At 71.9% G+C, this 17,367-nt stretch carries 14 protein-coding genes and 2 riboswitches; of the genes, 6 read left to right on the forward strand and 8 right to left on the reverse strand.

Annotation, left to right across the window (positions count from 1 at the left end; all coding sequences use genetic code 11):
* Positions 1-88: 88 nt before the first annotated feature.
* Positions 89-1,276, forward strand: a complete 1,188-nt coding sequence (locus tag AN215_RS08220; RefSeq protein WP_070013242.1) for an acyl-CoA dehydrogenase family protein — start codon at positions 89-91, stop codon at positions 1,274-1,276.
* A gap of 25 nt (positions 1,277-1,301) precedes the next feature.
* Here the strand turns inward: AN215_RS08220 and AN215_RS08225 are convergent, their stop codons facing one another.
* Entirely contained in the window at positions 1,302-2,387 is a 1,086-nt protein-coding gene (locus AN215_RS08225; RefSeq protein WP_070013241.1) for a sugar ABC transporter permease, read from the reverse strand.
* Positions 2,384-3,604 carry an MFS transporter gene (locus AN215_RS08230; protein ID WP_338057913.1) on the reverse strand — a complete coding sequence of 407 codons (1,221 nt, stop codon included), beginning with the start codon at positions 3,602-3,604 and terminating at the stop codon, positions 2,384-2,386. Before AN215_RS08230 ends, AN215_RS08225 begins: the two co-directional genes overlap by 4 nt.
* 305 nt (positions 3,605-3,909) lie before the next feature.
* Here AN215_RS08230 and AN215_RS08235 point away from each other — a divergent pair, with 305 nt between their 5' ends.
* The 3 genes from AN215_RS08235 (at position 3,910) to AN215_RS08245 (ending at position 7,057) form a co-directional block, all read left to right on the forward strand.
* Complete coding sequence (locus AN215_RS08235; protein WP_070013240.1) at positions 3,910-4,176, forward strand: hypothetical protein; 267 nt, start codon at positions 3,910-3,912, stop codon at positions 4,174-4,176.
* A 107-nt stretch (positions 4,177-4,283) separates the two neighbouring features.
* The gene (locus tag AN215_RS08240) at positions 4,284-6,551 is read left to right on the forward strand and encodes a heavy metal translocating P-type ATPase (protein WP_070013899.1); all 2,268 of its coding nucleotides are present in this window, start codon (positions 4,284-4,286) and stop codon (positions 6,549-6,551) included.
* A complete protein-coding gene (locus AN215_RS08245; protein ID WP_070013239.1) occupies positions 6,548-7,057 on the forward strand; it encodes a copper chaperone PCu(A)C in 510 nt (169 codons plus the stop codon). The genes AN215_RS08240 and AN215_RS08245 overlap by 4 nt, the downstream gene beginning before the upstream one ends.
* Positions 7,058-7,094: 37 nt before the next feature.
* Here AN215_RS08245 and AN215_RS08250 read toward each other — a convergent pair whose 3' ends face one another.
* From AN215_RS08250 to AN215_RS08260, 3 genes are all read right to left on the reverse strand, one after another.
* Positions 7,095-7,763 carry a DUF5134 domain-containing protein gene (locus AN215_RS08250; RefSeq protein WP_070013238.1) on the reverse strand — a complete coding sequence of 223 codons (669 nt, stop codon included), beginning with the start codon at positions 7,761-7,763 and terminating at the stop codon, positions 7,095-7,097.
* A complete protein-coding gene (locus tag AN215_RS08255) occupies positions 7,760-9,187 on the reverse strand; it encodes a PepSY-associated TM helix domain-containing protein (protein ID WP_070013237.1) in 1,428 nt (475 codons plus the stop codon). The genes AN215_RS08250 and AN215_RS08255 overlap by 4 nt, the downstream gene beginning before the upstream one ends.
* Before the next feature lie 234 nt (positions 9,188-9,421).
* Positions 9,422-9,841, reverse strand: coding sequence for a hypothetical protein (locus AN215_RS08260; RefSeq protein ID WP_070013236.1), 420 nt, complete (start codon positions 9,839-9,841; stop codon positions 9,422-9,424).
* Positions 9,842-9,923: 82 nt separating this feature from the next.
* Positions 9,924-10,048, reverse strand: a riboswitch (cobalamin riboswitch).
* A 105-nt stretch (positions 10,049-10,153) separates the two neighbouring features.
* Positions 10,154-10,325, forward strand: a riboswitch (cobalamin riboswitch).
* A 276-nt stretch (positions 10,326-10,601) separates the two neighbouring features.
* On the opposite strand from AN215_RS08260, the gene AN215_RS08265 reads away from it, so the two are divergent.
* Positions 10,602-11,333: a (2Fe-2S)-binding protein gene (locus AN215_RS08265; RefSeq protein ID WP_070013235.1), complete on the forward strand. Its 732-nt coding sequence runs from the start codon at positions 10,602-10,604 to the stop codon at positions 11,331-11,333.
* Positions 11,334-11,355: 22 nt separating this feature from the next.
* Here AN215_RS08265 and AN215_RS08270 read toward each other — a convergent pair whose 3' ends face one another.
* From AN215_RS08270 to AN215_RS08280, 3 genes are read right to left on the reverse strand one after another with little or no spacing between them, the layout of a single operon-like run.
* Positions 11,356-12,492: a bifunctional 2-methylcitrate synthase/citrate synthase gene (locus AN215_RS08270; protein WP_070013234.1), complete on the reverse strand. Its 1,137-nt coding sequence runs from the start codon at positions 12,490-12,492 to the stop codon at positions 11,356-11,358.
* Between the two features lie 27 nt (positions 12,493-12,519).
* Positions 12,520-13,425: a methylisocitrate lyase gene (prpB, locus tag AN215_RS08275; protein WP_070013233.1), complete on the reverse strand. Its 906-nt coding sequence runs from the start codon at positions 13,423-13,425 to the stop codon at positions 12,520-12,522.
* Positions 13,425-14,945: an MmgE/PrpD family protein gene (locus AN215_RS08280; protein ID WP_070013232.1), complete on the reverse strand. Its 1,521-nt coding sequence runs from the start codon at positions 14,943-14,945 to the stop codon at positions 13,425-13,427. Before AN215_RS08280 ends, prpB begins: the two co-directional genes overlap by 1 nt.
* A 205-nt stretch (positions 14,946-15,150) precedes the next feature.
* Here AN215_RS08280 and AN215_RS08285 point away from each other — a divergent pair, with 205 nt between their 5' ends.
* Complete coding sequence (locus AN215_RS08285; protein ID WP_070013231.1) at positions 15,151-16,590, forward strand: short-chain fatty acyl-CoA regulator family protein; 1,440 nt, start codon at positions 15,151-15,153, stop codon at positions 16,588-16,590.
* The last annotated feature ends 777 nt before the right edge of the window (positions 16,591-17,367 follow it).

Below are 17,367 nucleotides of genomic sequence, written 5' to 3' on the forward strand. Positions count from 1 at the left end.
GAACCCGGGAGCCCTCGCGCCCGACCAGTTCCACGGAGAGGCAGTCGTACCGCCTCACCGAGAGGTTCCCGACGATCAGGAGAATGCGGTGGAGAGTCTCGGCCGGACGGGGCACGGCCGCCCCGGATGCCCCGTCGGACACGTCGAGTTGGCAGACCGGGTCGCGGATTTCGTCAGCAGCCGTGTGATGCCGCGGGAGCAGGTCCTGGATGCGGGCGGCGAGCCTGCCGCCGCCGCCATGCGCGGACTTCAGCGCGAGGCCAGGCGGGAAGGACTGTGGGCTCTGCCGCTGCCCGCCGAACTCGGCGGGCAGGGAGTCGCGTTGCCGGAGCACGCTCATCTCGCCGAGGCGGAGGGGGCGAGCGACCACGGTCCCGTCGCCCTCGGGTCCGCGCCGCTCCTGGACGTGCTGATGCTGCAGCGCCACGGCTCCGACCGTGTGCGGCGGGAGTATCCCGCCCGCATCACGGCCGGGGAGATGAGTGCCTGCTACGCCATGACGGAGCCGGGGGTTCCCGGCACGGACCCTCCTGCCGTCCGCACCCGGGCGGTGCAACAGGGGGACGGGAGCTGGCAGATCAGCGGCCGCAAGTGGTTCACCTCCGGGGCCGCCGGAGCCGACCTGGTCACCGTGCTCGCACGGACCGACGGCCTCGCCGGCGACCGCGAGGGGTTGTCCCTCTTGCTGGTCCCCACATCGGCGTCCGGGTTCCGCGTCGTACGGGAGCTGCCCGTCATGGGTGCCGGCGGACAGTGGGAGATCGAGTTCGACCACGTCACGGTGCCTGCCGACCATCTGCTCGGCGACCGGGGGAAAGCCCTCGCCGTCGCGTCGGAGCGTCTGCAACTGGGACGCGCTCTGCGGTGCCTGCGGTGGCTCGGCCAGGCCCAGCGCGCCTTCGGCCTCATGCGGGAGCGTGCCGCGGAACGGACCGGGGCCCGCGGAGTCCTGCTGGGGGAACAGCAGTTGGTGCAGCGGCACGTCTTCGAGGCGCTGCTCGCGATACGTACGACCCGCCCGCTCGTCCACGAAGCGGTCGCGCGGATCCATGCGGGAGACGAGGCGCATGTGGAGGTCGGCCTCGCCAAGGTGGCCGCGGCTCGCATGCTGCAGCAGGTGGCGGACGCCGCGATCCAGATACACGGAGCGGAGGGGCTGGGCCCCGGCACTCCGCTGCCGGCGCTCTTCCGCACGGGCCGCGCGGCACGCATCCTCGACGGGCCGGACGAGCTGCACATGACGTCCGTGGCGCGGCGCGTGCTCCGCCTGCGCTGAGGGGAGACCCGGGCTTGCCCGCCTCTCACGTCTCGTTGACGCCGACGAGGCCGGTGAGGACGGCGAGTCCGAGGGCCAGGAAGAAGTCGCCCCAGATCAGCTCGTGCCGCACGGCGATCCCGTTGCCGGCGTCGTAGCAGCCGTCCAGGAGCATCCCGGCAGGACGGTCGTACGCGTCGGCGCCGCTGCCGCCGCCGGTCGTGTGCTCCCGTACGAGGGTCCGGAGGATCAGCGTCGCCTGCTCATGCAGCTCCCTGCGCTCCTGAACCGCGGCGATCTTCAGCAGCGCGACGGCTGCGACGGCCGCCGCGGACGTGTCGAGGGGGCTCCCGGGCCTGCCGGGCTCGGCGAGAGGGATGAGTGATCCGTCCGGGGGCCGCATCCAGTGGGCCGTCAGCCGCACCGCCGCTGTGTTCAACCGGGATTCCGCGCCGTGCCCGGGGGCAAGCCGGGCCAGCCCGTCGGCGACCGCGAGGAGCAGCCACGCGCTGCCGCGGCTCCAGCCGGGCGCAGGCTCATCGCACGGCTCCCAGCCGGAAGCGGCCTCGTAGCGCCAGGCCGGTCTCAACGGCTCCTGGCTGAGGCAGAGTTCGAGGTGCCTTTCCAGATGGGACAGTGCCGCCGCATCCCCTCCGGGCCTGGTGGAGGAGAGCAGCGGGACCATGCCGGGTACGGCGTCGGCGCGCGCCAGCAGACGGGGGCCGCCGAACGCCGAACCCCATGGCACCAGGCCGAGTTCGGGGTCCATTGCGGCGAGGCAGGCATGGCCGGCCCGCTCCCTGAGCTCATCCGCGCGTCTCCCCGACGCCAGGGCCGTGCCGTACCAGTGGATCAGCCCCCGCGTGGCGGTGTCGTCGGAGAGCCTGTCCGCCAGCATGTCCGTGGTCCCCCACGCCACGGTCCGGTCGCGCTGCGCGCCCGTGTGCCTCGCACGCAGCCAGAGCAGGCCGGACCAGAACCCGCCGGTCCAGGACCCCCGGCGGCTGGTGGTCCACCGTCCGCTCTCCGGGTCGGCGAACAAGGGGAAACGATGGGCGACTTCGTCCCGGGTGAGGACCGCTCGTGACAGGACCGCCTCCAGCGCCGGCGCTGCCCACGACTCACGGGTCATGCCGAAGCCGCCTTGCCGCGGCGGTCACGGAGGGCCCACAGTGCCGCGATCGCGCAGGCCCCGGCGAACTCCGCCGCCACCAGCAGCCATCCTGGTACGTAGCCGGCCGCCTCGAGCAGCACCCCGAACAGCGGTGGTCCCACTGCGAACCCCGCGAAGAAGCCCGCCGAGACCAGAGCGGAATCCATCCCTGCGCGGCCCTGCACGGCACGCTTCATCACCAGCACCATGGACACGGCGTTGCCCGAGACCGCGAACACCCCGACGGCCACCGCCGCCGCCCAGACCAGGGCGTGCAGTTGAGCGGCGCCGGCGAGCAGGAGCGCGGCGCCGACCGCACCTGCCGCCAGCCAAGCGGGCAGCACCTCGGCACGTCCCGGTCCCCCTGCCGCCTTCGACCAGCCCACGCGGCCGGCGATTCCGGCCACGCCGAGGACCGCCACGAGAGCGGCGGCGGCGGTCGCATCCAGGCCCAGGCTTCTGCTGCCGTACAGCGCGAGATACGTGTTGACCGAGGCGATCCCCGAGCCCAGCAGCAGCGAGAAGCCCGCGAGCCACGCGACGGTGCCCCTGAACATCACCGGGTGGCTCAGGCCCGGTCGCCGGGAAGGTGCGTCCGGTGGCAGCGCCACCGCGGCCCAGGCGGCCGCAGCCGCGGCGGCCCCGGCCGCCGTCCATACGGCGCCTCGCCAGCCGACGCTCCCGGCCAGGACGGCCAGTGGAAACCCCGCGGCGAACGCGCCGAGCTGGACGCCGGACTGCTTCATCCCGGTGACCGGTCCCCGTCGGTCCGGTGGGACAGCGGCCAGAACGGCCTTGTTGGTGGCGGGATTGGCCAGCGCCTGGGGCAGACCGCCGAGCGAGACCGCCGCGAGCAGCAGACCGGCTCCGGGCGCGGAACCGATGAGCGCGAGGGATGCGGCGGCGACCAGCAGCAGGGCCACCGTGGAGCGCCGCGGCCCGACCCGGTCCACCAGCCGGCCGCCCAGCGGCGACAGCACTGCGGCCGTGCCGAACCCGAAGGTCGTCGTCAGACCGAGAACGGTCGGCGAGATGCCCAACTCACCCACGAGCCGGGGCCCCAGCGCCCCCAGAAGGAACAGCTGCATCATGGAGAACGCCATCGCGCAGGTCAGCAGCGCCGTCAGCGCCGCGTTCCCCGGCCGGACTTCCTCGCTTGCGCCATTCGACTGCGGCGGTTCGTGCTGCGCCCTCACTGATGCTCTCCGTCTCCGCTGCGGCTGCGGCCACGCGCCGCTCCTGGCTTCCGGACCTCTGCAGGAGTCGGGCTGCGTGCGCGGTGAGTTCCCGCCGTGACGAGCCGTCCGTGAGCTGATTCGCTCTGTGCGCCCGCGCTTCACTCCCGCCGGCCCCTCTGGGTGATCCACGCCACACGTGCCGCGGGGAACCAGCCGGTCCCCGCACCCGACAGGATGGTGGAACGCAGAAGGCTCATGCCAAGGGCCACGGGGGGGCTCCGGCGCTGCGGCCCGACGTCGTTCCCCCGATCCGTGGAGGACCCATGACCGACCCCGTCCATGAGGGAACCCCCGAGGCATCCGCCTCCGCCTTCGGGCGGTGGCTGCCGGCACCGGCCGTGGCCGGGTTCGTGCTGCTGCTGGCGGTGCTGTTCGCGGTCTCCTACGCGGCCGGTGCCGTCGCCGGACCGGTGGCACCGGGGATGCGGCCGATCCACGGGGACCCCGGCGGTCCGAAGACGGGCGAGCACGGGGAGGGGCACGACACGCACGGCCTGAGGCTTCCTCCGCGTCAGGAGGCAGGACGGTGACGGACAGCAAGCCCGGCGCGGCTTCACCTCAGGAGCCCGCGCGGGCGTCCGGGGACGCCGCCACGCACAAGTCCCCGCCCGTCAGCAGCGTGCTGGTCGTCGGGGGGATGACGTGCGCGGCGTGCGTGGGCCGGGTCGAGAAGAAGCTCGGCCGGCTGGAAGGGGTCTCCGCGACGGTCAACCTCGCCACCGGCAGGGCCATGATCGACCACCCGGCCTCTCTCCCCGTCACAGAACTGATCACCACTGTGGAGGGGGCTGGGTTCACGGCGAGCCTCCCGGAGCCCGCACCGTCTCCGGGCGCCGGCGGCGCGGCCGGAGGCGGGCCCTCAGCCGCTCCCGTCCCGGGCGGGGAGACCAACGAGCAGGCGTGGAACCGGCTCATGGTCACGCTGGTGCTGTCCGTACCCGTGCTGGTGCTGTCGATGGTCCCCGCCTGGCAGTTCCGCAACTGGCAGTGGTTGTGCCTGACCCTGGCGGCTCCCGTCGCGACGTGGAGCGCCTGGCCCTTTCACCGGCGCGCCCTGCGCGGGCTGCGGCACGGCGAGGCCACCATGGACACGCTCGTCTCGCTCGGAGTCGCCGCTTCTTTCTCGTGGTCGTGCTACGCCCTCTTCGGTGGCGGGGCGGGCGTCCCCGGCATGACGATGCCCTTCACGCTGCTGCCCTCCCCCGGCGGTACGGCTCACATCTATCTGGAAGCGGCCGTCGCCGTCCCGCTGTTCGTCCTCACCGGCCGCATGCTGGAGAGCCGGGCCCGGCACCGTACGGGCTCTGCGCTGACCTCTCTCGCGGAACTCGCCGCCAAGGACGCCCTCCTGCTCGTGGACGGCGAGGAGCGGCGCGTCCCGATCGGTGAACTCCAGGTCGGCGACCACTTCCTGGTCAAGCCCGGGGAGCGCGTGGCGACGGACGGCACCGTCGTCGAAGGCAATTCGGCGCTGGACCTCTCCCTGATCACCGGGGAGAGCCGTCCCGTCGAGGCGGGCCCCGGTGCACGGGTCGTCGGCGGGGCCCTCAACTCCGGCGGCCTGCTCGAAGTACGGGCGAGCGTCGTCGGGGCCGGCACTCAACTCGCCCGCATCACACGTCTGGTGGAGGAGGCACAGACCGGCAAGACGAAGGTGCAGCGTCTCGCCGACGCCATCGCAGCCGTCTTCGTCCCCGCCGTGCTGACCGTCTCCGTCACCGTCCTCGGCTTCTGGCTCGGTGCCGGGGCCGCGGCCGAATCCGCCATCACGGCGGCGGTCGCCGTACTCGTCGTGGCCTGCCCATGCGCCCTCGGCCTGGCCACGCCCACGGCCTTGCTGGCGGCGACCGGCCGCGGCGCGCAACTGGGCATCCTCGTCCGCGGACCGAGGGCGCTGGAGTCGCTGCGCCGCGTCGACACCGTGGTGCTGGACAAGACGGGCACGCTGACCACCGGACGCATGAGCGTCCTCGGCGTCACCACCTCCGACGGCGCCGACGCGGCCGGTTCCCTGCGCCTGGCCGCTTCGGTCGAACGAGCGTCCGCGCACCCGCTCGCCGCCGCGATCACTGCCCACGCTGTGGGTCTGGAGCAGGCACAACCGCTGGCTCGTGCAACGGAGTTCACCGACGTCCCGGGGCAGGGTGTGAAGGCGAACGTCGAAGGCAGGGCCGTGCAGGTCGGCCGCCCGCACGACGAGTACGGCCTTCCCGGTCCGCTGCGTGACGCCGTGCGGACGGCCGAGGATGAAGGCAGCACAGCGGTGCTCGTCACGGTCGACGGCGTACCGGACAGCGTCATCCGTCTGGGAGACGCACTGCGCAGCGACGCCTACCGTGCCGTGGACCGCCTGCGCCGTCTCGGACTGGATCCGGTTCTGGCGTCCGGGGACGCGGAAGCCACCGCACGTGCCGTCGCCGCGCGGCTGGGCATCACCGACGTCCACGCGGCGGTACGCCCGGAGGACAAGGCGGCGCTGGTGAAGAGGCTGAAAGAGGACGGCAGCCGGGTGGCCGTGGTGGGGGACGGCGTCAACGACGCCGCGGCCCTCGCCGAGGCGGACCTGGGCATCGCCATGAGCGGCGGCGCCGATGCCGCCATCGGCGCCGCCGACATCACGCTCACCCGCGAGGACATCCAAGCGCTGCCCGACGCGGTGCACTTGGCGCGGCAGACCCTCGGCACCATTCGCGCCAACCTGCTGTGGGCCTTCGGCTACAACCTCGTCACCGTGCCGCTGGCCGCGGTCGGCCTGCTCAACCCGATGTTCGCCGCGGCCGCCATGTCCGCCAGTTCACTGCTCGTCGTCGGCAACAGCCTCCGGCTGCGCACGTGGAGCCCCGCGCCCGGAGGCCGAGCTCGCACACCGTCCCGGCTCGGGACCGGATTCCAGGAGACGGCATGAACTCGCCTGCAAGGACCGGAAACGCACAGGCACTCGTGAACTCGCTGCGGGCCGCGGTCGTTCCGATCGCGACGTGTATCGCTGCTCTGGCGGCGCTGACGGCGTGGACGACCGCGGGCCATGCCGGAGCGCCGCGCGGGCTGGAGGTCACACAGGGCCGCATCTTCACACCACTGCGGGAAGGCGCCACCTCCGCCTTCTTCACCATCCGCAACACCGGTGATGTGAGCGAGCGGCTGACCGGCGTCACCACCGAGCAGGGCAGCCGCACCATGCTGAGCCGGAACGTGACGACAGGCGGGGGCGCACGGAGCATGACGATGGTGCCGTACATCTCCGTCCGCCCGCACGGCACCCTGCGCATGTCGCCGTACTCGCTGAACGTCATGGTCACGCCCGCGCCGAGGATCAAGGCAGGCGAACGGGTCCGCTTCACCCTCCACTTCGAGGATCTGCGGCCCGTCACCGTCCAGGCCGTCGCCGTCCGCCCCGGAGAACTTCGCTGACCGGCGGGTCCCGCCGGGCGGAGAGCAGGCTTTCGGCTCAGGCGACGAGTACGAACATGACGGCCATCACCAGCGCCATCACGCCGTGGCACAGAAGATCGCCGGGCACTTGCTGCGCACTGCTGGAGGCGGCGGGCCGGGCGGAGACCGGCGCCGGACTGCGCGCCGCGTCGAACCCCCGTGCCAGCCACCACAGGCACAGCGCCACGAAGGCGGCGGCCAGGATCCAGGAGACGGTCTGCTGACCGCTGCCGTGCAGCGACATCGCCGCCAGGTCCGCCGGCGCGGCAGCGTGGTGACCGCCCGACGCACCGTGCCCCGCCGCGCCTGAGGCGTGCGGGGAAGCGCCCATCGACTCGTCCATCGCGTGGAGCATCCACGCCATGCCCGCCATGACCGCGGTGTGCGGCAACGCCGCGAGGACCTTCTGCGCACGGGAGCGGCCGGTGCCCCCGGGCCCGCCGGCAACGGCCGCCACCGGGAACCACAGCGCCGCCGCCACGAAGAAGACCGCCTGCGGAACCGCCGGTACGTCCATGCCCTGCGGCCAGCACATGACGGCCATCGCCACCGCCATGGCGGCGTGCAGAAGGTGTGAGACTCCCCCGGCGAGCCGAGGAGCGCGGACAGCCCGCCACAGTGCATAGACCGCCAGCACCGCCAGTGCGGCGGTGAGTATCAGGCGCAGGCCGGGTGCGGAGATCACACGCCCACCTCCTTCGGCTCGCGGTTGCGGCGCATCCGGCCCGTCACCAGATCCACGGTCATGAACAGCAGAAGCGGAATGCCGAGCCAAGGGAGCCAGTACGCCACCAGCGCGGTCACGACGGCGGCGGGAGCCAGCACCCGTCCCGGAATGCGGCGCCATGCGCCCCGCGCCGGAGCCCGTCCGGGCCGTGGCCGCCGGCCGGCGTCGGCACCTCGCGTGGGCCGGCGCAGCCACCACATCCGGTATCCCCAACAGATCATGGCGATCAGCGCGATGGCCAGCAGCGCCAGCACGATCTGGTTGACCAGGCCGAACAGCAGGCCCATGTGCGCGTCCACACCCCACCGGGACAGCTTCGCCAGCAGCGGGTAGTCGTCGAATCGGAGGGTCGCGGTGATCTTCCCGGAGTCCGGCGCGACCGCCACGGAGTCCTGCCGCTCGGGCCAGGAGCGCGTGTTCTCCTTCACGACATACGCACTGCCGCTGTCGGCCGGGGGCGTGATGTCCAGGACGCCTCCGAGTCCGGCCTCCCGTGCCTCACGGACGGCGCCGTCGAAGCCGATGTCCCGGCCGCCCGGCTTCCCCGAGCCGCCGGTGTGATCGGCGTGGGGCACGGTGGCCGCGACCTCCGGCGTGGGGCTGTTCAACTGCTCCCGGAGCTGCGTGATGTTGGCACCCGCGTATGCGGACCATGTCAGTCCCGTGGCCGACAGGCCCAGCAGACCGGCAGCGGCCCACAGCCCGACCGCGCCGTGCCAGGACCTCACCCGGCGGCGCCCGGCGGGTGCCGACCGGTCCGGCAGCAGGGTGCCCCGCAGCTTCCGGCGCGAGCGGCGCATCCCGATCCACAGCACCAGCCCGCCGCCCACCTCGACCCACAGCCAACTCGCCGCGATCTCGCTGTAGTTCCGGCCGAAGTCGCCGAGGTGGAGGTTGCGGTGCAGATCGTCGAACCAGGCGCGAACCGGGAGCCACTGCCCGAAGGTCTCCAGCGTGCCGAGTACCGAGTGGTCGTAGGGGTTCACGAAGGCCGTCCGCGTGTACCCCTCCTTCAGCCCCGGCTCCTCGAAGACGACCCGCGTACTGTCCTCGGGGCCCGGCCCGGTCGTCACGGAGACCAGCTCGCCGTCCGGCACGGCCTTCTTCGCGGCCGCCACCTGAACGGCCAGCCGGTCCGGGTCGCCATCCGGGGTCACCTTCAACTCGTGCTGATACAGCGTCCTCTCCACCTGCGGCATCGCCGTGTAGAACAGGCCGGTCACGGCCGCGACGAGCAGGAAGGGCGCGATGAAGACCCCGGCGTAGAAGTGCAGGCGCAGCAGCAGCGCCCGGATGCCCGCCCGTGTCCCTGTCGCTTCGGTGGCCGGAGCATCGGAGGGTGACTCCTCCAACTCCGGCGTGGTCGCCGTGCTGGTCACCATGCTGTTCCTCTCCGTGCTCCCGTCGCATCCCCGAGGCATGGGGTGCCTGCAGGTAGTCGGGCGGAGGGCGAGTGGGGTTCCGGAACACTCATCCACAGAGATGTGACAGGCATCACACCTCGTGGAGCTGAGGGCTGCCGGGCCGAACGCCCGCCGGCCCCGCCGCTGCGGAGAAGCCGCCTGCCGGCCCGTACCCGCGGTGCGCGGCTCCGGGAGCCGGTAGCGGGGGCTGTTTCACTGCCCCCGATCACGGATCGGGGGCGCAGCGCGACGATTCCCGGCAAGCCCCCGTCGCGGCGGCGCGATGGCGTGCAGGTCGAGGATCTCCGGCCGCGGAGCGATGCCGGGGCCGCCCGCCCGGACCCAGGCGGTGACGTCCTCGGTCGCGTCCGCGCTGTTGACCAGACCCAGCCAGACGGGCCGGGCGCCGGCGGCACGGCCGTCGGCGGAAGGCTGTACGACGATGACGTTGGCCTGGTCACATACGTCCAGACAGCCGGACACGCGAACAGGCGCCTCCTCCCGCAGGCGAGCCGTCTGCGCCGCGTGATCCAGTCCGGTCACCTTGGGGCTGCCGCAGCAGCAGTCCCGGCACACGACGATCCGGCACGGCGCACGGCCGGTCGTCTCCGCTGCCTCCGCCTCGCCGGACACCTCATCGACCGATGCCTCAGGCACGCCGAACCCTCCCTCTCTCCGGGGAGATCCGCCCCGGCACGTCGAGGAGGCGACGGGTGAGTCTCCTGGCTCTCGGGTCAAGGCTCGTCCCGGCCTTCCCACCCCGCCCGGGGCGGTGGCGTGTCGGGGATCCGCTCGCCGATCACAGTGGCGGTACCGCGCCGGATTCACACCGGCTTCCTCCGACCGCCGTCGCCATGTCACGGGCCATCATTCCATCCGGGTGCCGTCCAGGCCGATCGGCCTCGAACCCGCGCTGACGGGCGGGCTGCCGGCCGTGCGTCACAATGACGAGGCAGGGCGACGGGGTTCAGGGTGCCGGTGTGATTCCGGCACGGTCGCGCCACTGTGATCGGGGAGCGGACCCCAGCAAGGCCACGCCCTGTGGTCGCAAAGACTGGAAGACAGGGGCGAGCGGTGATCCGGGAGTCAGGAGACTGACCCGTCGCCGTCCACCGGCTGGGGGCGAGAACACCCCGGGAAGGATCGCGATGCCGAGCCGTGCCGAGATGCGCGCAACAAGTCGTCGAGGTCGGAGCAGGCGCACCGTGATGGCAAGCGCCGGGGCCGTAACGCCATGCCGGCCACGTACAACACCGACATTCCAGGACGGGAGTGCCTGGCCGAGTCGTGGGAAAGCGCCTCGTCGAAGTGGCGATGACACCGTTTCCCCGGGCTTCCCGGCGGACGTGCCGTTCGCGTTCCGCCTCCACGTCGTCGGCGCGCAGCTCCCGGCATGACCAGCCCCTACACGGTCAGAGCGGTGGTCGAGGAGGTCACGGCGCTCGGTCCGTTCTTCGCCGTACAGGCCCACCCGCCCGGCACCGAGCCGCCCGGACCCTGGCAGCCGCTCTCCCGGCCCCTGCTCGAAGCCCGGGTGACAGGCGTGCGGGACTCGCTGGCCGCGGCCGGCGGGCAGCCGCCCGGCGCGGTCGAAACGCGGGTCGCCGCGTCCGTCGCCCACCTGGGACTGGCCGCCCGACTGGTCTCTCCCGCCCTGGCCGCCGCGGTGCTGCACGGTCTGGTACTTGCGTCCGGCCTCGCGGATCTGCGGTGGCAACCCGTGATCGGTGGCCCGGGCCCCCTTTCCCTGCCCGGCGACGCCTTCACCGACGGCCACGCGGATTCGCCGACCGGGATCGCCGACGAACTGAGCAGCCGTCTGCTGGACGGCCCGCTGCGCGAACTCGCCGATGCCATGGCGGAGTTCTCCGTATCCCGGCACATCCTGTGGGGCAACACCGCCTCGGCCGTCAACGGAGCGGCGACCATGATCACATCTTCCCGCCCGGAACTCTCAGCACGGACCCGCACCCTCACGAGCCTCCTCCTGGAGCGGTCCCCACTACGCGAAGCCGGCACCACGACCCCCGACGGAACTTTCCGGCGCCGCAGCTGCTGCCTGATCTACCGTGCCGCACCGGACCGCAACGGGGCCCTCTGCGGGGACTGCGCCCTGTCCCGCTGACCAGCCCGCGGGAAACGGGACCTCAGGACGCGACCGGGACGACCCGCTGCTCCACGCCGGTGTACGAGGCGAGTGGGCGGATCAGGGCGTTGTGCGCGAGCTGTTCGGTGATGTGGGCCGTCCACCCGGTGATTCGGCTCATCACGAAGATCGGCGTGAACGCCGGGATGTCGAAGCCCATCAGGTGGTACGCGAGACCGGCCGGGTAGTCGAGGTTGGGGTGGATGCCCTTGCGGCTGATCATGGCGTCGCGAAGGGCGGCGTGCAGCGCAGCCAACCGCGTGGTCCCGGGATCTCCTGAGCGGGCGATGAGCCGGTCGGTTGCCTCCTGCATGATCGGGACGCGGGAGTCGCCGTGCTTGTAGACGCGGTGGCCGAAGCCCATGATCTTCCGCTTGGTCGTCAGGGCCTCCTCCAGCCACTCGGCGGCACGCTGCGGGTCACGGATCTCGTTGAGCATGTGCATCACGGCTTCGTTGGCGCCGCCGTGCAGCGGCCCCTTGAGTGCGCCGATGGCCGCGGTGACCGCGCTGTAGAGGTCGGAGAGGGTTGAGGTGACGACGCGTGCGGTGAACGTCGAGGCGTTGAAGCTGTGTTCGGCGTACAGGATCAGTGAGATCTCGAAGCAGCGCACGACCTCGGGTTCGGGCACGGTGCCGAAGCACATGTGGAAGAAGTTCTCGGCGTAGCCGAGAGATGTGTCCGGGGTGATGGGGCCGAGTCCGCGCCGCCGACGCTGGTCGGCGGCGACCACGACGGGCAGCTTGGCCAGCAGGGCAAGGGACTTGGCGCGGTTGGCCTCGGGGCTGTCGTCGCCTTCGGTGGGGTCCTCGGCGCCGAAGAAGCTGACGGCGGTACGCAGGACATCCATCGGGTGGCAGGTCTCCGGGACGCGCGCGAGGAGTTCGGCGGTGGTGCGGTCCAGCGGGCGCAGGGCACGCTCCTGTGCCCGGAACTCCGCCAGCTGCGCCGTCGTCGGGAGCTCGCCGTGCCACAGCAGGTAGGCGACCTCCTCGAACGAGCATCGGGCGGCCAGGTCCTGGACGGGATAGCCGCGGTAGGTGAGGGAGTTGGTCGCCTCGATGACGGTCGAGATCTCAGTGGTGTCGACGACGACGCCGGCGAGGCCCCTGCGGATGTCGGATGCAGTGGTGGTCATGTTCGTATGCCTCCGTGTGGGTCCCGGTCAGGCGCCGGGTGGCAGCGTGAAGTCGTGCACGGCGGAGTCGAAGGCCGTGTAGTCGGCGTAGCCGAGCACCTCGTAGAGGCGGGAGCGGGTCTGCATGCGCGGCAGCAGCGATTCCTGTGTGCCTTCGGCGGCGAGCGTGCGCAGCCCGTCCTCGACCGCCCCGTTCATCAGCCGGAAGAAGGTCACGGGATAGAGCGCGATGTCGTAGCCGAGGTCCTGAAGCGTGCGGGTGTTCAGCAGCGGCGTCTTGCCGAACTCGGTCATGTTGGCGAGCAGCGGCACGTCCACGGCCTTGCGGAACGCTTCGAACTCGGCCTCGTCGGCGAGAGCTTCGGGGAAGACGGCGTCGGCACCGGCGTCGACGTACGCCTTCGCGCGGTCGATCGCCGCGTCCATTCCCTCCACGGCCCGTGCGTCGGTGCGGGCCATCAGGAGGAAGTCCGGGTCGCGTCGGGCCTCCGCGGCGGCGCGTACGCGTTGGACCATCTCCTCCCGCGTGACCAGGGTCTTGCCGTCGAGGTGGCCGCAGCGTTTGACGGCCGTCTGGTCCTCCAGGTGCAGCCCCGCGAGGCCGGCGTCCTCGAAGAGCTGGACGGTGCGGGCGGCGTTGACCGGAGCGCCGAAGCCCGTGTCGGCGTCGATGAGAACGGGCAGGTCGGTCACCCGTGTGACCTGCTGGGCGCGTGCGGCGACCTCGGCGGAGGTGGTCAGCCCGATGTCGGGCAGGCACAGTTCGGCGGCGAGCACCGCGCCTGAGAGGTACGCGGCCTCATACCCGTGTTCCTCGATCAGCTTCGCCGAGTACGGGTTGACGGCGCCCGGCATGGTCAACAGGCGCCCGGTGGCGAGCCGTTCGCGCAGTGCCCGGCGGCGCTGTGCGGGCGTCGTGCGGGTGTGCAGCATCAGAACAGCCCCTTCGGAAGCGTGGCGTCGTATGCCGCGACGGCCTCGGTGTCCACGGCCGGGAACAGGTCCGCGAGAGAGGTCGTGTCCAGTTCGGCCAGGCGCCCGGCGGCTGTCAGGAACGCGTCCTGGGCGCCGGGTTCGACGATTCCCTCGGCGAGGGTGCGGAACTTGGCCTCGTACTGTGCGCGGCCGAAGGGGCGCTCCCCCGCCGGGTGCGCGTCGGCGACGGCCAGTTCGTCCTCGATGACGGTGCCGTCCTCCAGCGTGATGACGGCACGCCCCCCGAAGGCCCGCTTGTTCGGGTCCGGGTCGTGGTAGCGGCGGGTCCACTCCGGGTCCTCGACGGTCGAGATCTTCCGCCACAGAGCGACGGTCTCCGCGCGCCGGGCCCGCTCGGGCGCGTATGAACGCTCGTGGTGCCATTCGCCGTCCTCCAGAGCGACGGCGAGGATGTACGGCACCGAGTGGTCCAGGGTCTCGCGGCTGGCCCCGGGGTCGTACTTCTGCGGGTCGTTCGCGCCCGAACCGATGACGTTGTGGGTGTGGTGGCTGGTGTGGAGCACGATCTCCCGGACGCCGGTGAGGGGGCCGGTGCGCTCGCGCAGCCGCCGCGCCAGGTCGATGACCGCCTGCGCCTGGTACTCGGCGGAGTGCTCCTTGGTGTAGGTGTCGAGAATCGCGCGCCGTGCCTCGTCCGCCTCGGGCAGTGCGACGGTGTACGCCGCCTCGGGCCCGTCCAGCATCCAGGCGAGGAAGCCGTCCTCGCCCTCGTAGACCGGGGACGGTGCTCCTTCGCCGCGCATCGCCCGGTCGACCGCTTCGATCGCGGCCTTCCCGGCGAAGGCCGGGGCGAACGCCTTCCACGAGGAGATCTCGCCCTTGCGGGACTGCCGCGTCGCGGTCGTGGTGTGCACGGCCTGCTGGACGGCCTGGTACACCGTCGCGGTCTCCAGCCCCAGCAGTGCCCCCAGTCCGCAGGCGGTGGCGGCGCTGAGGTGGGCCACGTGGTCGATGCGGTGGGCGTGCAGGCAGATGCCCCTCACCAGCGCCACGTGGATCTCGTAGGCGGCGATGACGCCGCGCAGCAGTTCCGCGCCGGAGCGTCCGGTGTGCTGGGCGACCGCCAGCAGCGGGGGGATGTTGTCCCCGGGGTGGGAGTAATCGGCTGCCAGGAAGGTGTCGTGGAAGTCCAGCTCCCGTACAGCCGTGCCGTTGGCCCAGGCCGCCCACTCCGGGGACACCCGCACGCCGGGCGCGGTGCCGAACACCGAGGCGCCGGGCGCGCCGGCGTGCGCGAGTGCCTGGGTGCGGGCGACGGCGACCGGCCGGCGGCGCAGCGAAGCCACGGCGACCGAGGCGTTGTCGATCACGCGGTTCACGGCCATGGCGGTGACCTGCGGGTCGATCGCGCCGGTCTCCTGAGTGCCGGTGGCGACGGCCGCCAGCTTCCACGCGAGCTGCTCCTCGCGCGGCAGCCGGTCGGCGCTGGGGTGGACACGTACCTGGTGGTCGATCACGGGACTCCTCGTTCGGCGCGACGGTGCTTCGTACACATCCTTCGCAACCGAGCATTGCTCCATGTCGCCGTCCAGCGCGACTGGCCCAATCTGCGGAATCTCTCCGTGCCGTACCTGCGAATCTGCGAATTTTGCAAATTCAGCGGATGCTAGCTTGGCAACGACGGCTGGACAGCAGGGCCCGGGATTCGGGAGGAACGGCGACATGGGACGGCCCCCGGCACGGAAGATCTACGCTCATGCCAAGCTGCGCAGGCTCCGCGCTCAGCACGGCATGAACCAGGTCGAGCTGGCCCGCGCCCTGGACATCTCCACCAGCTATCTGAACCAGATCGAACACAGCCAGCGCCCGCTGACCGCCGCCGTTCTGCTCCGCCTGTCCGAAGTGCTGGGCGTGGAGGCGGAGTTCTTCTCCGAAGCCGACGAGGAGCGCCTCACCACGGATCTCCGGGCAGCCCTGGCCGACGAGGCGAGCGGGGTGACCGTGAGCCCCGAGGAAGCCGGCGAGGTGGCCCGTGACCACCCCGAAGCGGCCCGGGCCCTGGTGGCGCTGCACCGGCGCTACCGCGAGTCCTCCGAGCAGGTCGCCGCGCTCGCCTCCGGCGACCCCTCCGCGGCCCTGCCGCCGCTGGAGGCGCACGACGAGGTGCGCGACTTCTTCTACGCCCACCACAACCACTTCGGCCCGCTGGACGACGAAGCGGAGCGGGCCGTGGCGAATCTCGGCCTGGACTCCGCCCGCTCGGCGGCCACAGTGCTGCGGGAGCTGTTCACCGAGCGGCACGGCATCAAGATCGTCCAGTCGAGCCCCGAGCGTGCCGTGTCCACCCGCCGCTTCGACCGCGAGCGCGGGCTGCTCTTCCTCTCCCCTTATCTGACGGAGGGGCAGCAGGCCTTCCAGCTCGCCACGCAACTCGCGATGCTGGAGCACGACGGGCTCCTCGACGCGCTCGCCGACAGCACCACTTTCGCCTCACCTCAGGCCAAGGGGCTCGCCCGTATCGGGCTGGCCAACTACTTCGCGGGCGCGCTGCTCATGCCGTACACCGCCTTCCACGCAGCAGCCGAGGAGCTGCGCTACGACGTGGAGATGCTCCAGACGCGCTTCGGCGTCGGATTCGAGACGGTCTGCCACCGGCTCAGCACGCTCCAGCGCACGGGGCGGCGCGGGGTGCCGTTCTCGTTCCTGCGTGTCGACCGTGCGGGCAACATCTCCAAGCGCCAGTCCGCCACCGACTTCCACTTCTCACGGCTCGGCGGTACGTGCCCGCTGTGGACCGTCTACGAGGCGTTCTCCGCCCCGGGCCGCATCCTCACGCAGGTCGCCGAAATGCCGGACGGCAAGCGGTACTTCTGGGTCGCACGCACCGTGACGCGAGGCGGGTTCGGGCACCGTGCGCCGCGCGCCGAGTTCGCTGTCGCCCTGGGCTGCGAACTGCGGCACGCCCAGCGCCTCGTCTATGCCGAAGGCGTCGCGCTCGACGACCCCGCGGCGGCCACACCCATCGGCCTGGGCTGCCGCATCTGCGAACGCCGCGACTGCGCGCAGCGCGCCCGCCCACCGGCCGGCGGACGCCTCGCCGTCGACCCCGACCGGCGTACGACGATCCCCTACCCGGTCGAAGGGCCGAACGGCGGGAGATAGCGGGAGACAGCCGCCAACGACCCGGCCGGCGATGTCACTTGCAGCACAGACGCAGTCGCCGTCCGACGGACGAGTCGGCACCCGCATCAACGCCGCCCTCCACGCCCACGGCGAGGCGTGCAAGAACCGGGAACTTACGGACGGCGCCAAGGACTTGGGCCACTTGATGGCAGGCCGTGGGCGACGACTCCGTGCTGGCCGAACAGGCCTGCCAACGCTTCGGGCTCCTCGGCGACCCGCGACCAGTTCCGCCCCGAGCGGCGCTTCACCACCGGCGCCCGCCCGGCGGATCTCGCGCGGGTCGAGAAGCGGCCGGCATCTGACGGCATCTGACGGCATCGTTGAGGACGTCCGCGCGTTGACCACTGCCTGACCCCCGGCGCCTTCGGCACGGCGCCGTCCCAACCGCCGGACGAGGGCCGCGCCGGGAACGAGGCCTGAAATCGCCGTCTGGCGGTAGCAGTTCGCCGGCCCGTACGATGCGGGTACGTCCACGCATGAATGGACACCGACAACTCAATGCGTACGCGCCCGGGGAAAGCCGGTGGGATTCCGGCACTGACCTGCAACCGTGAGCGGCTGAGCACCCTCAGCCGCGAGTCGGACCACCCGGCGCGATACGTGCACCGCTTCTCACTGTCATGGTCTGCAGCGTGGAGCCCTCCTGAGCCGTTCCGGGCCCCTGCCGCATTCGTCACCACCGCACGAATGCAGGTACGGGGCCATTTTGCGGGACGCCTCCGGCAGGGGCCCGATGCGGCCTGCCCGGAAGGACTT

The organism is Streptomyces abyssalis, from assembly GCF_001751365.1.
GTDB lineage: Bacteria > Actinomycetota > Actinomycetes > Streptomycetales > Streptomycetaceae > Streptomyces > Streptomyces abyssalis.

Bases quoted from the DNA above. Each gene is read 5' to 3' on its own strand.
- AN215_RS08245 (WP_070013239.1), top strand. From the start codon at position 6,548: ATGAACTCGCCTGCAAGGACCGGAAACGCACAGGCACTCGTGAACTCG.
- AN215_RS08255 (WP_070013237.1), bottom strand. From the start codon at position 9,187: ATGGTGACCAGCACGGCGACCACGCCGGAGTTGGAGGAGTCACCCTCC.
- AN215_RS08240 (WP_070013899.1), top strand. From the start codon at position 4,284: ATGACGTGCGCGGCGTGCGTGGGCCGGGTCGAGAAGAAGCTCGGCCGG.
- AN215_RS08265 (WP_070013235.1), top strand. From the start codon at position 10,602: ATGACCAGCCCCTACACGGTCAGAGCGGTGGTCGAGGAGGTCACGGCG.
- AN215_RS08235 (WP_070013240.1), top strand. From the start codon at position 3,910: ATGACCGACCCCGTCCATGAGGGAACCCCCGAGGCATCCGCCTCCGCC.
- prpB (WP_070013233.1), bottom strand. From the start codon at position 13,425: ATGCTGCACACCCGCACGACGCCCGCACAGCGCCGCCGGGCACTGCGC.
- AN215_RS08225 (WP_070013241.1), bottom strand. From the start codon at position 2,387: ATGACCCGTGAGTCGTGGGCAGCGCCGGCGCTGGAGGCGGTCCTGTCA.
- AN215_RS08270 (WP_070013234.1), bottom strand. From the start codon at position 12,492: ATGACCACCACTGCATCCGACATCCGCAGGGGCCTCGCCGGCGTCGTC.
- AN215_RS08285 (WP_070013231.1), top strand. From the start codon at position 15,151: ATGGGACGGCCCCCGGCACGGAAGATCTACGCTCATGCCAAGCTGCGC.